General features: G+C 68.4%; 11 protein-coding genes. 6 read left to right on the top strand and 5 right to left on the bottom strand.

Going from position 1 to position 15622, the window contains the following annotated elements; genetic code table 11:
- Positions 1-46 precede the first annotated feature (46 nt).
- The 3 genes from rfbB to DKM19_RS31940 form a co-directional block, all read right to left on the bottom strand.
- The gene (rfbB, locus tag DKM19_RS31950) at positions 47-1024 is read right to left on the bottom strand and encodes a dTDP-glucose 4,6-dehydratase (RefSeq protein WP_110700813.1); all 978 of its coding nucleotides are present in this window, start codon (positions 1022-1024) and stop codon (positions 47-49) included.
- Entirely contained in the window at positions 1021-2088 is a 1068-nt protein-coding gene (locus tag DKM19_RS31945; RefSeq protein ID WP_110700811.1) for a glucose-1-phosphate thymidylyltransferase, read from the bottom strand. Before DKM19_RS31945 ends, rfbB begins: the two co-directional genes overlap by 4 nt.
- A 140-nt stretch (positions 2089-2228) precedes the next feature.
- A complete protein-coding gene (locus DKM19_RS31940) occupies positions 2229-2684 on the bottom strand; it encodes a GtrA family protein (protein WP_110700809.1) in 456 nt (151 codons plus the stop codon).
- A gap of 89 nt (positions 2685-2773) precedes the next feature.
- Here DKM19_RS31940 and DKM19_RS31935 point away from each other — a divergent pair, with 89 nt between their 5' ends.
- Both DKM19_RS31935 and DKM19_RS31930 read left to right on the top strand, forming a co-directional pair.
- The gene (locus DKM19_RS31935; protein WP_110700807.1) at positions 2774-3790 is read left to right on the top strand and encodes a glycosyltransferase family 2 protein; all 1017 of its coding nucleotides are present in this window, start codon (positions 2774-2776) and stop codon (positions 3788-3790) included.
- Positions 3791-3864: 74 nt separating this feature from the next.
- Positions 3865-4683 (top strand): aldo/keto reductase, encoded by an 819-nt coding sequence (locus DKM19_RS31930; RefSeq protein ID WP_204359190.1) that lies wholly within the window; start codon positions 3865-3867, stop codon positions 4681-4683.
- Positions 4684-4719: 36 nt separating this feature from the next.
- Here the strand turns inward: DKM19_RS31930 and DKM19_RS31925 are convergent, their stop codons facing one another.
- A complete protein-coding gene (locus tag DKM19_RS31925; RefSeq protein ID WP_110700803.1) occupies positions 4720-6942 on the bottom strand; it encodes a hypothetical protein in 2223 nt (740 codons plus the stop codon).
- Positions 6943-7274: 332 nt separating this feature from the next.
- Between DKM19_RS31925 and DKM19_RS31920 the strand changes: the two genes are divergently transcribed.
- A complete protein-coding gene (locus DKM19_RS31920) occupies positions 7275-8534 on the top strand; it encodes a nucleotide sugar dehydrogenase (RefSeq protein ID WP_110700801.1) in 1260 nt (419 codons plus the stop codon).
- Here DKM19_RS31920 and DKM19_RS31915 read toward each other — a convergent pair.
- On the bottom strand, positions 8529-8912 hold the full coding sequence (locus DKM19_RS31915) for a carboxymuconolactone decarboxylase family protein (protein WP_110700799.1): 384 nt from the start codon (positions 8910-8912) through the stop codon (positions 8529-8531). The two genes, DKM19_RS31920 and DKM19_RS31915, sit on opposite strands and share 6 nt — an antisense overlap.
- A gap of 284 nt (positions 8913-9196) precedes the next feature.
- Between DKM19_RS31915 and DKM19_RS31910 the strand changes: the two genes are divergently transcribed.
- The 3 genes from DKM19_RS31910 (at position 9197) to abc-f (ending at position 15179) form a co-directional block, all read left to right on the top strand.
- Complete coding sequence (locus DKM19_RS31910) at positions 9197-12358, top strand: BTAD domain-containing putative transcriptional regulator (protein WP_110700797.1); 3162 nt, start codon at positions 9197-9199, stop codon at positions 12356-12358.
- A 74-nt stretch (positions 12359-12432) separates the two neighbouring features.
- Positions 12433-13161 (top strand): SDR family oxidoreductase, encoded by a 729-nt coding sequence (locus DKM19_RS31905; RefSeq protein ID WP_110700795.1) that lies wholly within the window; start codon positions 12433-12435, stop codon positions 13159-13161.
- 329 nt (positions 13162-13490) lie between these two features.
- Positions 13491-15179, top strand: a complete 1689-nt coding sequence (abc-f, locus tag DKM19_RS31900; RefSeq protein ID WP_110700793.1) for a ribosomal protection-like ABC-F family protein — start codon at positions 13491-13493, stop codon at positions 15177-15179.
- Positions 15180-15622: the final 443 nt, after the last annotated feature.

Raw genomic sequence — 15622 nt, 5'->3', positions numbered from 1 at the left:
CGCCTCACCGGGAGCGCGACGGCGTCCGGCCGGCGGGCTCCAGAGATCACCGACCGGTTCTCCTCAGGCGTCGCCACCAGTCCTCGTGGTCGCGATACCACCGCACGACGTCGGCGAGTCCCTCGTCGAAGTCCACCCTGGGCCTGTAGCCGATCGCGCGGATCCTGCCGCTGTCGACCGAGTAACGACGGTCGTGGCCGAGCCGGTCGGGCACGTGTTCGACCATCTCCCAGCCCATGCCGAGAGCCGCGAGCAACCGTTCGGTCAGCTCCCGGTTGGTCAGCTCGACACCGCCGCCGATGTTGTAGATCCCACCGGGGGAGCCCTTCTCCAGCACCAGCTGGATACCCCGGCAGTGGTCGTCGACGTGCAGCCACTCCCGGACGTTGAGCCCGTCGCCGTAGAGGGGGACCTTCCTGCCGCGGAGGAGGTCGGTGACGAAGAGCGGGATGACCTTCTCCGGATACTGGTAGGGGCCGTAGTTGTTGGAACAGCGGGTCACGCGGACGTCGAGGCCGTAGGTCTGGCCGTAGGCGCGGCAGAACAGGTCACCCGCGGCCTTGGCGGCGGAGTAGGGCGAGTTCGGCAGCAGGGGCTCGTCCTCGCTCCACGACCCCTGCGCGATCGAGCCGTAGACCTCATCCGTGGAGATGTGGACGACCGTGCGGACCTTCGCCTGCAGCGCCGCCTGAAGGAGTCTCTGGGTGCCGAGCACGTTGGTCGTCGCGAAGTCGCCCGCCTCGGCGATGGAGCGGTCGACGTGGGTCTCCGCCGCGAAGTTCACGACGACCTCGTGCCCGGGCAGGACGTCATCGAGGAGCGCCGGATCCGCGATGTCCCCCCGGACGAACGCGTAGCCTCGGTGCCCGGCCACCGAGGCGAGATTGGCGAGGTTGCCGGCGTAGGTGAGTTTGTCCAGCACCGTGACGCGAACGTCCTCGTATCCCGGATAGGCGCCGAGCAACAGCGACCGTACGTAGTGGGATCCGATGAATCCGGCGCCCCCGGTGACGAGGATTCTCATGCCCTCACCTGTATCTGGCTGTGGTCGCCCACCATGAGCTGGTGGGTGTTGGGCACGCCCGCGGCACAGCTCACCTCGACGTTGCGCCCGATGAGGGAGTGGGCGAGCCGCGAAACACCGTGAACGGAAGAACCGTCGAGCACGATCGAGTACTCGATCTCGGAGTTCTGCAGGAGACAGTTCGACCCGATCGACGTGAAGGGGCCGATGTAGGAGGAGGTGACCTTCGTGTCGGCTCCCACGACGATCGGCCCGCGGAGAATGGAGTTCTCCACCACCGCCCCCGCTTCGAGGATCACCCGGCCGGTGATCTCGCTCAGGCCGTCAACGGTGCCTTTGACATCGGGTTCTATCAACTCCAGGACGATGCGGTTGCACTCCAGGATGTCCTTCAGCCGACCGGTGTCCTTCCAGTAGCCGGTGACCATGTGCGAGTGCACGGAGTAACCGTTCTCGATCAGCCACTGGATCGCCTCCGTGATCTCCAGCTCACCGCGGGCCGACGGCTTGATCGCCCGGACGGCCTCGTGGATGGCCGGGGAGAAGGAGTACACGCCCACGATGGCGAGATCGCTCCGCGGATGGGCCGGTTTCTCCTGCAGCGCGATGATCTCGTTCTGCGGCCCGAGCTCGGCGACCCCGAAGAACTGGGGTTCGTCGACCTTGGTGAGCAGGATCTGGGCGTCGTACCCGCCGACGCGGAACGCGTCGACGAGGCCGGAGATCCCGCCGACCAGGAAGTTGTCGCCGAGATACATCACGAACGGTTCCTCGCCCAGGAACTCCTGGGCGATCAGGACGCAGTGCGCCAGTCCGAGGGGAGCCTCCTGGGGGATGTAGGTCACGTCGAGGCCGAACTGCGAGCCGTCTCCCACGGCCTCCCGGATGTCGGCGCCCGTGTCACCGATGATGATGCCCACGCTGGTGATTCCCGCGTCCCGTATCGCTTCGAGTCCGTAATAGAGCACCGGTTTGTTGGCCACCGGGACCAGCTGTTTCGCGGAGGTATGGGTTAGCGGCCGCAGCCTCGTCCCTCTGCCCCCCGCTAGAACGAGTGCTTTCATCACTCTGTGTCCTTCCGCGAAGAACGCATGGCCACAGTGACCACCTGCCCGCTGAATCTATGCGGAGCTCGGATTAGCGACTCTTCGCCATCCTCTGCCTCTATCAAAGGATGTGTGACAAATTGCCAAGACTAGATGTTTCAGTGGGTGCGGAATGTCCATGTTCGATGTATTAGATAACTCAGCGGAGGGCTTGCAATTATTATGAGGCCCTGCGCTATAAGGATTGGAATCCCGGCAAATCCCACCAAAATGGGAAGACCAATGATGGATGTCGCCAGAAAGCTCAGTCCGACCGCGTAGAACCGGAGATAGCCGACCGTCCACGATTCGCGCGTGCCACGGAAGACCACCAGCCTGTACCAGGGATAGATGATCGTCGCAGCGACCAAATAGCAGGCCACGACCAGGAAAAGATAGGGAACCCCATCTTTAGCGATCAGCAATCCTAGGCCTAGGAGACCGTAATAGAGCACAGCGGTCATGGCGCCGGCCACCAGGTATGTGATGCGCTGTCCGCTAAGAGCGGAGATCAAAGCTCGCCGCCCGAACCCTGAATCTTTGTCGCGAACGGTCCGACTTTCCATTTCAACCATTTTTGGCTCCTCTGGACCATGGTCGAGCAGCTGGATCAAGAGGAGTGTAGCTGTCTCGCGAGAAATCAAGTCTTGCAATCGGGGGATTAATGTCAGTGTCAGTGGTTATTCCATGTTATCGCTCGGCGACAACCCTTCCGGCGCTGGTGAACAGGCTGGTTTCCGTCCTGCGCGACGCCTCCATCCAGCACGAGGTGATTCTCGCCGTCGACGGAAGTCCGGATGATACGTGGAATGTGGCCGCTGAACTCACCCGCCTGTTCGAGGGTGTTCGCGCGATTCGCCTCTCTCGCAACTACGGCCAGCACAATGCGCTGGTCGTCGGCATCAGGGAGGCGAGATTCGAGGTCATCGTCACGATGGACGACGACCTGCAGCACCCGCCGGAGGAGATCCCCCTCCTGCTGGCCGCGCTCGAGGGCGATCGCCACGATCTGGTCTACGGGATCCCGCATGAGGAGGAGCACGGATTTCTCCGGAGCCTCGCCTCCCGGTCGGTGAAGGCCGGCATGTCCGCCACGCTGGGAGTCCGTCATGCGCGGTCGATCAGCTCTTTCCGTGCCTTTCACACGCGCCTGCGTGATGGATTTCAGGAAATGTCCGGACCGCACGTCTCCGTCGACGTCGCCCTTTCCTGGACCACCACGCAGGTGGGCGCGGTCAGGGTGCACATGGACGAACGCCGCCACGGGCAGTCCAACTACACCCCGCGCCTGCTGATCCGGCACGCCGTGAACATGCTCCTGGGCTACAGCGCGGCGCCCCTGCGGGTGGCCAGCTATCTGGGGTTCCTCACGGGGTTCGTCGGCCTGTTCCTCGGCGGCAGCGTCCTCTGGTACTTCATCACGGGGGACACCAAGGTCGCCGGATTCACCACCATCGCCACCATGGTCGCGATCTTCTCCTCCGTCCAGTTGATAGCCATCGGGATTCTCGGTGAATACGTCGGCCGCATCCACGGAAGCGGGATGGGGCGGCCGACCTACGTGATCCGCGAGCACGCGGGACCGTCCGCGGAGGCCGTCGCTCCGCAACAACTCCGGACCGACGCCCCCGCGTACGCGGGAGTGGGCTCCGGAGCGGAGGAGCGGGTGAGAACGATATGAACGACCTCGGATCCGCCCCGCACGCGTACAGGAACCCGGAGCACGGAGCGACCCCGGCAAGCGCCGGGGGACGGGTGAGCACCGTCACGCTCAACAACGGCATCACGATGCCGCAGCTCGGTTTCGGCGTGGGGCGCGTGTCCGGCGACGAAGCGGCCAGGGCGGTCGCCGTGGCGATCGAGGCCGGCTATCGCAGCATCGACACGGCCGCGCGCTACCACAACGAGGAAGAGGTCGGGCGCGCGGTGCGCGCCTCGGGCGTGTCACGCGCGGAACTGTTCGTCACCACGAAGCTGTGGAACGACGAGCACGGCTACGACGAGGCGCTGTGGGCCTTCGACATGAGCCTGAAGCGACTGGACCTCGACTACGTCGACCTCTACCTGATCCACTGGCCCTGTCCGGTCCGGGGCAGATACGTGGAGACGTGGAGAGCCTTCGAGAGGCTCCACTCCGACGGGCGGGCCCGGGCGATCGGCGTCTCCAACTTCACCGCCGAGACGCTCGAGCGGCTCCTCGGCGAGACCGGCGTCGTGCCCGCCGTCAACCAGATCGAGCTTCACCAGAATCTGGCCCAGGCCGGATTGCGGGCCTTGCACGCCGAGCACGGCATCGTGACCGAGGCGTACAGCCCGCTCGGCCGGGGCCGCCGCCTGCTCGGCGATTCCACGCTCGCAGGGCTGGTCGCCAAGCACGGCAGGACACCCGCCCAGGTGGTGCTCCGCTGGCACATGCAGCTGGGCAACGCGGCGATCCCCAAGTCGGTGACGCCGGCGCGCATCGCCGAGAACATCGATGTCTTCGATTTCGAGCTCGACCCGGACGACATGGCCGCGATCGCGCGGCTGGACGACGGCACCCGTCTCTGCGTGGATCCCGAGACCTTCGGCTGACGGCCGGAGGGGCACCGGGCCGTCCAGGCTCACGGATCATCGAGGCGGGTAGCGATAGAGGGCGTAGCCGCCCGAGCGGATCTGAAGGTCGGCGAAGTCCCCGATCCTCGAGCCGGATCCCAGGTGACGTTCGTCGGCCAGGAGCCAGTCCACTCCGTAACGTTCGCGCAGGCGCTGGATCGCGAGCGCCGAAGGCGCGTTGAAGACCTCGTCGTTCAGCCGGATTCGCTCGTCATCCCAGAACGGAAGCTCGAACGCGGGCCGGCCCGGGCGCCAGCGGTCCAGGTTCCGGGAGGCGTACGCCCACCCCTCGACCAGGACGTGCCGCTCGGACAGGGCGGCCACCCAGAAGTGGTGGCTGTCGCACGGGTTCTCGTATCCCCAGAAGCAGTGGGCGTTCGTGGCGACCAGGTCGTCCGGGTCCGAGTGGTCGCGCAACCACCGCGCGATCGTCAGGGTTCCCTGCGGGATGGTCCGCGCCGTCAGCTTCGAGACCGTCGGCGTGCGGCCGTCTCCCAGGGCGTCGCCCGCGACCTTGAGGGCACGGGCGTGCAGATCCGCCGGCAGGCCGATGGCCGCGAAGGCGACGGTCACGAGAGCCCAGGCGCGAAGGCGTCCCCTCATGACCGTCAGGACGGCCGCCGCAAGAAGGGAACCGGCCAGCAGTACGAGGTAGGGCCGGTACAGGACGGTATCCGGCCGGCCCGGGGAGAGGGGAACCTCGACGCCGCCGACGAAGGGGACGAGATAGACGGCGAGCAGCCCCGCGGCGGCCGCGGCGGCCTTCGCCGTGAGCGACACCCGAGCCCGCCGCAGGAGGACAAGAAGCCCGTGTACCGCGACGATCACCAGATAGGGATAGGCGGCCCAGAGGAAGAAGAGCTGGCTCCGGGCGGGGTGCCCGAACAGGAGCATCGCGCCCATGCCCGCCACGCCGATTCCCAGCATGAGGGACGTCTCGGATCTCAGGATCAGCCGCGGGCGGCTCAGCAGCCCGAGGATTCCGGACCAGGTGACGAGCCAGCACAGCGAGAAGATCAACGTGACGCCGAGCACCGAGGCCGGTGAGGGACGGACCTGCTCGCCCAGGCCCGTCCACTCTCCCCAGGCCGAGCGCATGAAGGAGAGGGGATCCACGACCATGCCCTGCCTCGCCTGGCCGAACAGCACGAACTGCGCGTAGACGAGACACGCCGTCGTCATCCCGAGCGCGGCGAGCGTGGGCCACGGCGGCCGTCGCCGGACGAGCTCGGCCGCGACCACCGCGATGAGCCCCACCATGAGCAGGGGCAGGTAGGTGGCCTTCGCCCCCATCACCGCGATGAGCGAGACGCCCAGCACGAGCCACCTGCCGGGGCCCTGCCGGCGGCGCCTGAAAAGGTCGCCGAGAAGGATGACGACCAAGACGAACAGCAGGGATCCGAAGGTCTGGGTGGGACTCATCCAGGCGAGGTCCGGTACGCCGCCCCAGGTGAAGACCACGTCCGTGCCCAGGTACAGGTTCGGCGGCGCCACGAAGATCGTGCCTCCGACGGCGATCAGCGCGCCCGCGCGCGAGCCGATGACGCGCTTGCCGATCATCCCGATGAGGACGACGAACGCGGCCAGCATGGGCAGCATGGCCAGGCGGAGCAGCAGCACCAGCGGCTCGATCCCGGTCACCCAGCTCGCCGAGGCGAGGTGCGCGTACACGAACCAGTGGTAGAAGAGGGGCTCGCCGGAGACCATGGGCATCGTGGGCGGCACGTGGTGCTTCAGCTCGCCGATCAGCGCCAGATGGAACGGCACGTCGACGTTGGTCCCGAGCCCCGGCCAGCTGAGGGAACGCGTGAAGAACGTGAAGGCGCTCCAGCCGACCAGATACACGACGACCAGCGCGAGCGACCAGGACCACCAGAGCGGCGCCTCGGAGCGGGGCATGCCTCTCCAGTGCCGGCGAAGGCGGGGAACCAGCAGGAAGGCCGCATAGGTGGTGACCGGCCACACCAGGACGAACAGCGGCAGCCCGACGGCCCGGGCGGCGATGTAGGCGAGTACCTCCACGGCGTAGCCGAGGGTCACGCCGAGCGCGATCTCCTCCGCGAGCGTGCGGGAACCGGGATACAGGGCCCGCACCAGCAGCACGCCCGGCAACGCGACACCCAGTGCCACGTAGGCGCCGAAGAGGGATGTCTCCGAGCCGGAAACGCCGTAGACACTCAGCACGACCACGCTGAAGACGGTCGCGAACGCGACCGGCGGCCATCGCGACGCCAGCAAACGCCGCACTCCTCGGGGAGAGGGCGCCTGTCGGCGAACGAAGGCATCCGGTTCCGTGTCCGCCCCGGTTCTCAGCGGGTTCGCAGCGGAGTCAGGAAGGGACGGAGTCGTGGTCATGCGGGTAAGTCTGATCACTTCGGGCCTTTGGGCCGGTCCGGACCTTCGGTCCGGCCGATATTCTTGCCACTCTTTTATGCGGTGTCGGGACTGATTTCCTCCCGCCGAGAGACAGGGGCGCCCGACACGCCCGGCTCGCCGCCGAATCGACGGTGCGGGAAGGCCTGGCTCCTACAGTCGGGGATATCTCATCTCGAAGCGACGGGGGTCCTGACATGGGAGAGAAACTGGTCGTCGTCGGCCAGGGGTACGTCGGCCTGCCACTCGCGATGCGGGCGGTCGAGGCGGGGTTCGACGTCGTGGGGATCGACGTGGACGAATGGCGGGTCAAACGGCTGAACGTGGCCGAGTCCTATGTCGAGGACATCGGCGACGAGGTGCTGGCCGCCGCCATGCGTTCCGGTCGTTATCTGGCCAGCACCGACTACGCTGACGCGGAGGCGTTCGACGTCTGCGTGATAACGGTGCCGACGCCCCTCCGCGAGGGCGCTCCCGACCTTCGCCACATCGGTTCGGCGGGCCGGTCCGTGGCCCCGCTGATCCGGCCGGGCGCCACGGTCATCCTGGAGTCGACCACCTATCCCGGAACCACCGAGGAATACCTCCGGCCGCTGCTCGAGGAGGGCTCCGGACTGCGGACGCCGGAGGACTTCTTCCTGGGCTACAGCCCGGAGCGGATCGACCCGGGCAACCCGCACTGGCGTCTGGAGAACACGCCGAAGGTCGTGTCCGGGATCGACGAGGCCTCCCTGGAGCGGGTCCGGGCGTTCTACGGTCTCCTCGTGCAGCCGATCGTCGCGGTCTCCTCCCTCCAGGTGGCCGAGCTGTGCAAGCTCCTGGAGAACACCTTCAGGCACGTCAACATCGCCCTGGTGAACGAGCTGTCGATCTTCGCGCAGCAGCTCGGGATCGATGTCTGGGAGGCCATCGACGCCGCCTCCACCAAGCCGTTCGGCTACATGCGCTTCACCCCGGGCCCCGGTGTCGGCGGGCACTGCCTGCCGATCGACCCGTCGTACCTGTCGTGGAAGGTCAAGCGCAGCCTGGGGCACAACTTCCGGTTCGTGGAGCTGGCGAACGACATCAACGACCACATGCCAGCCCATGTCGTGAACCGGCTGATCCTCGCGTTGAACCAGCGGTGCAAGCCGCTCAGGGACAGCCGGATCCTCGTGCTCGGGCTCTCCTACAAGGCGAACGCGGGAGACTGCCGCGAGTCACCCGCGATCGAGGTGGCCAGAGCCCTGTACAAGCTGGGCGCGAAGGTGCGGGCCGCCGACCCCCACATCGACGACTTCCTGATGCCGCCGGGGATCGAGATCGTCGAACCGGTGGCCCGGGAGCTGGCCCGGGCGGACGCGGTGGTGATCCTCACCGACCACGACTGCTTCGACTACGAGCTGATCCAGCGATCGAGCACCTTCGTCTTCGACACGCGTAACCGCTGCAGCGGGCCCAACGTGGAGCGGCTATGACCTCAGGACGCGGGCGATCAGCTCTTCGACCTGGGAGTTGAGCCGGGAACCGCGTGGCCATCCGGCGTAGTGGGTCAGGAAGACGACGATCTCGCGGAGTTCCGCGGGGGTGAGGTCCCCGGTCCGCAGCGCCGCGTCCAGCTGGAGCTCGATCTCGTCGTCCAGACCCTGGCCGACGAGAAGGCCGAGAAGCAGCAACCGGCGGTCGCGGACCGTGATCACGTCTCTGGACCACACCTCGGCGAACAGGTGCTCGACGGTCATCCCGAGGAAGTCACCGGGATCGTCGCCGACGTGGTCACGGCCGTTCACCCGCTTCATGGCCTCCAGCCCGCGGGCCCGGCGGTCGGGGGAGGAGTTGTTCGCGTGGTTGCTCATGAGGACTCCGAGTACGTCAGCCAAGCCGGTCGGGGGGCGAGCGCAGCGAGGGGCGTCTCGACCCCCTCATCCTTCGCCAGTTCCAGCGCCAGAGATAGATCCCTTTCATCAAGCTTCCCGATATATAGCTATATGTCGTGCTGAGGATCCTCGGGCGTTACAGAAACCGTCACCTTCCCCGGCTAACCTAACCGGCGCCCGGCGACCCCGCGGCCACGGTCGCGGAGCACGGCGGTTCCGGGGGATGATCGATTATGGGACGCGAAAACCCGGATAATCGAGGCATGCGGTTCGACATCCTCGGCCCCACGCGTATTCGGCTCGACGGCGAGCGCGTGGTTTCCGTAGGCGGTCAGGGGATGCGCGCCCTGCTGGTGCTGCTGCTCCTCGACGCGGGGAAGGTGGTGACCACCGAGCGGCTGGTCGGCGGGCTGTACGGCACCGACCCCCCGGCGGGCGCGGCCAACGCCCTGCAGTCCCAGGTCTCGCGGTTGCGCAGGGCGCTCGGCGCCCGGGACGTGATCGAGTTCCATCCGGCGGGCTACCGGCTCGTGGTCGACGCCGACGCCGTCGACGCCCACCGTTTCGAGCGGCTCGCCACAGAGGGGCGCCACGCCCTGGCGGCCGGTGACCCCGGGCGGGCGGCCGGGCTGCTGGGCGAGGCGCTCTCGCTGTGGCACGGGCCCGCCCTGGCCGACGTGGGAGAGCCGCCGTTCGCCCAGGCGTCCTCGGCCAGACTGGAGAGGCTCCGGCTCGACTGCCTGGAGGACCGCGTCCAGGCCGAGCTGGAACGGGGCCGCCACCGCGAGCTCGTCGCCGAGCTGCAGGAGCTGACGGCCGCACATCCGCTCAGGGAACGGCTTCAGGGACAGCTGATGCGGGCGCTGTACGGCTCCGGGCGACAGGCCGAGGCGCTGGAGGTGTACGGCAGGGCCAGGCGGATCCTCGGCGAGGAGCTCGGCGTCGACCCGTCGGCCGAGCTGGCCGCCGTGCACCTGGCCGTGCTCAGGGCCGACCCCGCGCTCACCGCCGTCCCCGGTTCCGCCGCCACCCGGCTCGGCCTGCGGGCCCAGCTGACCAGCTTCGTCGGCAGGGAGGACGAGACGTCCCGGCTGCACGCGCTGCTCGGCGAGTCGAGGCTGGTCACCCTGGTCGGCTCCGGCGGGGCGGGGAAGACCCGGCTGGCCGGAGAGGTCGCCGGGGCGCGGCGGGGCGACGTCTGCTTCGTGGAGCTGGCCCCCGTCTCCGACGGCGAGGAGATGGCGCAGGCCGTCCTCGACGCGCTGGGGATCCGCGACGCCGGTCTGCTCCCGCCACCGGTGTCCGGCCGTCATGTGCCCGATCCGCCGGCCCGCCTGGTCGCGGCGCTGGCCGACCGCCCGCTGCTGCTCGTCCTGGACAACTGCGAGCACGTGGTGGCGGACGCGGCCGAGCTCGTCGACCGCCTGCTCGCCGCCTGCCCGCGACTGCGCGTCATGGCCACCAGCCGGGAGGCGCTGGGCATCACCGGAGAGACGATCCACCCGGTCGCGCCCCTGCCGGTGCCCCGGGCGGGCACGAGCACGCGGGAGGCGCTCGGCTATCCCGCGGTGCGGTTGTTCGCCGACCGGGCGGTCGCGGTGCGGCCGGACTTCCGCGTCGACGCCGGGAACGTCGAGCGGGTGCTGGACATCTGCCGGGCGCTGGACGGGCTGCCGCTCGCCCTGGAGCTGGCCGCGGCGCGCCTGCGCTCCCTGCCGGTGACCGAGGTGGCCTCCCGGCTCGGCGACCGGTTCCGGCTGCTGTCGCGCGGCAGCCGTACGGCGCTGCCGCGACACCAGACGCTGCGCGCGGTGGTGGCCTGGAGCTGGGACCTGCTCGACGAGGGCGAGCGGCTCCTGGCCGGACGGCTGACCGTCTTTGTGGGGGGCGCGACCCTGGAGGCGGCCGGGCGGGTGTGCGGTCTGCCGGAGGCCGAGGTCGTCGACCTGCTGACCTCTCTGGCGGAGAAGTCACTGGTCGAGGTGGTCGGCGAGCGCTACCGGATGATGGAGACCATCCGCGCCTACTGCGCGGAACGGCTGGCCGAGACCGGCGAGGTGGAGGAGCGCCGCGAGGCGCACGCGGCGTACTACGCGGACCTGGCGGCGGAGGCCGACCCTCACCTGCGCCGCGGCGAGCAACTGGAGTGGCTGCGACGGCTCGACGAGGAGCGCGACGACCTGCACGCCGCGCTGCGCTGGGCCATCGGGACCGGCCGGGCCGAGGTCGGGCTCCGCCTGCTGGCCGGGCTCGCCATGTACTGGTGGGTGAGGGGGCGGCGCTCCGAGGGGGAGGGCCTGGCCACGGATCTCCTCGACATGATCGGGCCCGAACCGGTCTCCGGGCTGGAGCAGGAGTACGCCATGTGCGTGCTCGTCGCCTTCTCCGGCGAGTCGCGGACCCCGGAGCTGCGGGAGCGGCTGGAGAGGGTCAGGCCGCTCGTCCCGCCGATCGACCAGCGGTACCGGTGGCCGTTCCTCGGGATACTGTGGCCGATGTTCACCGGTCCGCCCCCCGGTTTCGCCCTCGACCCGTCTTCGGCCCAGACGGCCCTGGCCGTCGCGGATCCGTGGCTGCGGGGGCTGTCCCACTTCGGCATCGGCTACCTCCAGCTGTACGGCGACGACGCCGGGGGAGCCGAGCGCTCCTTCGGGGACGCGCTGGAGCTGTTCCGTTCCATCGGAGAGCGCTGGGGGGCCGCGTTGACGCTGGCCGAGCTGGCCGAGCTCGCCGAACTGCGGGGCGACAGGGTGGCGTCGCACGCGCTGGCCGACGAGGCACTCCATCTGGCGGAGGAGCTCGAATCGGCGGAGGACATCGCGGAGCTCATCTATCGCAGGGCCATGGGGTCCGTGCGCGCCGGTGACCTCACGACCGCCCACGCCGAATACCTTCGCGCGGCCGAGTACGCCCGCCGGGCGGGCACCCCCGAGGCCGTGGCCGCGGTCCGGCGCGGCCTCGGCGAGGTCGCCAGGCTCCGCGGAGATCTGGACGAGGCCCTCGTCCTGGCTCACGAGGCTCTGGCCCTGTGCCCGCAGGGGTGGTACAGCGCCGAGGAGACACGGCTGCGCATCATCGTCGACCTGGGCCGGATCGCCGCGTCGAGCGGCGACGGGGCCGAGGCGAGGGCCTGGTACGGCAAGGCGCTGGAGCAGAGCCCGCACCGCTACCTGCTGGTGGCGGGCTCGGCGGCCGAGGGGCTGGCGGAGGTCGCGCTGCTGGAGGGCGACGCCGGGGGAGCGGCCCGGCTGCTGGGCGCGGCCACGGCGCTGCACGGCACCGCGACGGCTCACCCCGACGCCGTCCGCACCACGGCGGCCGTCCGCGCCCGGATCGGCGACACGGCCTACGAGGAGGAGTGGCACGCGGGGGCACGGATGTCCCGGAGCGAGGTGCTCGCGATGCTCGGGGCGTATCCGGTGTGATCCCCGAATCGCACGGGTGACGCGTTCCCATCACAATGAGTGCGGTTCCATACATGCTGTGAAAGGGGAGACCCATGGGATGCGCCCTGGTCACCGGAGCCTCACGAGGGCTCGGCGCCGCCATCGCCGTACGGCTCGCGGAGGAAGGCTGGACGGTCGCGCTCAACTACGCCCACGACACCGAGGGCGCCACCGCGGTCGCCGAGCGTGCCGCTGCGGCGGGTGGGAAGGTGCATCTGGCCCGCTTCGACGTGACCGACGAGGAGTCGGTACGGCGGGGCGTCGCCGAGGCGGCCGAGCAGGCGGGTCCGATCGAGGTCGTGGTCAACAACGCGACCGGGCCACAGCCGCTGATCCCCCTCGGCGAGCAGACCTGGGACGACCATCTGGACCAGCTGAGGTTCTTCGTCAAGGCGCCCCTGCTGATCCTGCACGCCGTACTCCCGGGAATGCGTGAGGCGGGGGCGGGCCGGATCATCAATGTGGGCAGTGAGGTCGTGGACCTGGGCAATCCCGAGATGGGCCATTACGTCTCGGCGAAGGCCGCCATGCACGGACTGACCCGTTCCTGGGCCAACGAGCTGGGCCGGGAGGGGATCACCGTCAACACGGTCGAGCCCGGCTGGATACCGGTGGAACGGCACGAGGGCGCGGACTTCGGGGACTACCCGGAGAGGGTGCCGCTGGGCCGGATGGGGGTGCCCGCCGAGGTCGCCGACGTGATCGCCTTTCTCGCCTCACCCGGTGCCCGCTTCGTCACCGGACAGCGTCTCGCCGTCAACGGCGGCAGAACGATGGCCTGACGGCCCTGACACCGTCCTGACGGGCCCGGGGTTCTGACGGGTGCCGGCGGCGGAGCCCGGGGCGGTTTCCGGAAACCGCCCCGGGCTCCGGTTCCTGGAAATCGCCTCGGCTGCGCGAAAGCCGCATCCTTCATCAAAGGATTCTCTTTCTTCGTCGGTATCCACCCGGCAACCTCGATCGTGCTTTGGATCAGTTAATGCCTTGTAGCTGGGGAACGGCGCCGGATACGATGCGTTACATGTGTTCTTGATCTGGCTGTGGTCTCACCACCCTCGCGCGATGACGTTCTGACACGCCGCGCCCTTCCGCCGCCGGATGATGTTCTCCCATGTTTCTCGGCGGCCGCCCATGCCCATCGTCGAGAATCCTGGAGGTCGAACCCTTGGCCCATCCGTCACAGCTCACCGTCACCCACGTCACCAAGGCCTACGCAGGCCATGCCGTACTGGAGAACGTTTCTTTCACCGTCGCCTCGGGCGAGCGGGTCGGCGTCATCGGCGAGAACGGTTCGGGCAAGTCCACTCTGCTCCGCCTCATCGCGGGCCAGGAGAGGCCGGACGATGGCGAGATCGTCGTCGTCACCTCCGGTGGTATCGGTTATCTCAGCCAGACGCTGGACTTGGCTGCCACGCAGACCGTGCAGGATGCCATCGATGTGGCACTCGCCGACCTGCGGGAACTGGAGCACCGCATGCGCGAGGCCGAAGCCTCGCTGGCTGAGGCGTCCGCGGAGGAGCTGGAAGTCTACGGTGATCTGCTCACGGCTTACGAGGCGTGCGGCGGCTACGAGGTCGACGCGCGGATCGACGCGGCCATGCATGGCTTGGGCCTCGCTCACCTCACCAGGGACCGGCGACTCGGCGCCCTGTCAGGTGGCGAGCGGTCTCGCCTGGCACTGGCCTGCGTGCTGACCGCCGCGCCCGAGTTGCTACTGCTTGACGAGCCGACAAATGACCTGGACGAGACAGCGGTGACGTGGCTGGAGACCCGGCTTCGGGCTCATCGCGGCACGGTCGTGACGGTCACCCACGATCGGACGTTCCTTGAGCGGGTCGCCACGACGATCCTGGAGGTCGATCGTGATCGCCGCACCGTTACTCGATACGGTGACGGCTGGGACGGCTATCTGGCTGCGAAGGCTGCGGCCAGGCGTCGCTGGGAGCAGGAGTATCAGGAGTGGCTGGCCGAAATCGATCGCCAGACCGGCCTCGCCGATACGGGCGCCATACGGTTGGCGTCCAGCGTCAGGTCCAGCAGCCGCCCCCGTACGGCCGGCCATCGCCGCTCCCATGAGGCCGGACTGTCAGGCCAGGTTCGCAAGGCCCGAGAGCGGCTGCGCCGCCTACGCGAAGACGTGGTCCCGCGCCCGCCCGACCCGCTGCGCTTCGCCGCCCGATTCGACAGCGGTGACGCAGGCGGTGCCGACGGCGAGATCGGCGTCACTCCGCTGGCCGAGCTGAACGGCGTCAGCGTCGGAAACCGGCTCACCGTCGAGGAGTTCACGGTCGTCCCCGGTGAACGGGTACTGCTCACCGGCCCCAACGGGGCGGGGAAGACGACGTTTCTGCGGTTGCTCGCCGGTGACCTCGTCCAAGACGCCGGCACCGTACGCCGCCCTCGGCGGATCGGCTACCTGCGCCAGGAAGTACCCGTCAAGCGGTCCAAGCGCACAGTACTGGCCGCTTTCGCCGAAGGTCTGCCAGGGTCGCCGGAAGAGCACGCGACCGCCCTGCTCGCGCTGGGCCTGTTCCAGCGCGAGGACTTCGTCAAGCCTGTGGCCGCTCTCTCCGTCGGGCAACAACGCCGTCTGGAACTGGCAAGGCTTGTGGTCCACCCTGTTGACCTGCTGATCCTGGACGAGCCGACCAACCACCTCTCGCTCACCCTTGTCGAGGAGTTGGAGGAGGCGCTGGCCGCCTACGCAGGTGCCCTGGTGGTGGTCTCCCACGATCGCCGCTTCCGCAGTGACTTCATCGGGTCCCACACCGCGCTGCGCGAGGGCAGGATCGTTGCCTGATCGGCGGGAACGTCGACAGAGCCGATGGGAGCCGTACTGAGGGAGTATCACTTCTTTCAGAGGGCGGTGTTGACGGTCCTGCCCGCAGGACTGTCAAAGGCGACGAACGTGCCGAAATATCCGTTTTGGTCGAGCGAGCGATTGAGGCTTACCGCAGATCTTCGGGTGTCGCCTGCTCCAGGCCGAGCGCGCTGAATCGGACAAACTTCCACTTTGCCGAGGTGCTGAAGAACCATCGGGTCCGTTTTTTCGGAAACGGGTGACCATTTTGTTGAGAGCGCTCTCACCTCGGCGTTGACCTGGGCGTTTTCGTACGGTCAAGTCCGTCGCAACGCGGTTCGACCGGCCGGTGGGGGTCGGTTTCGCCTCTTCGCGTCCACCGTCGAATATCGGTGCGGCTGAGAGAGCGCTCTCGCGAACTCTTGACGCAACTGTCATCACAG

Origin of the sequence: Streptosporangium sp. 'caverna' (assembly GCF_003203775.1) — a bacterium.
GTDB lineage: Bacteria > Actinomycetota > Actinomycetes > Streptosporangiales > Streptosporangiaceae > Streptosporangium > Streptosporangium subroseum.
The sequence above is the reverse complement of the archived record's forward strand: the minus strand, read 5'-3'. Positions and strand labels throughout refer to the sequence as shown.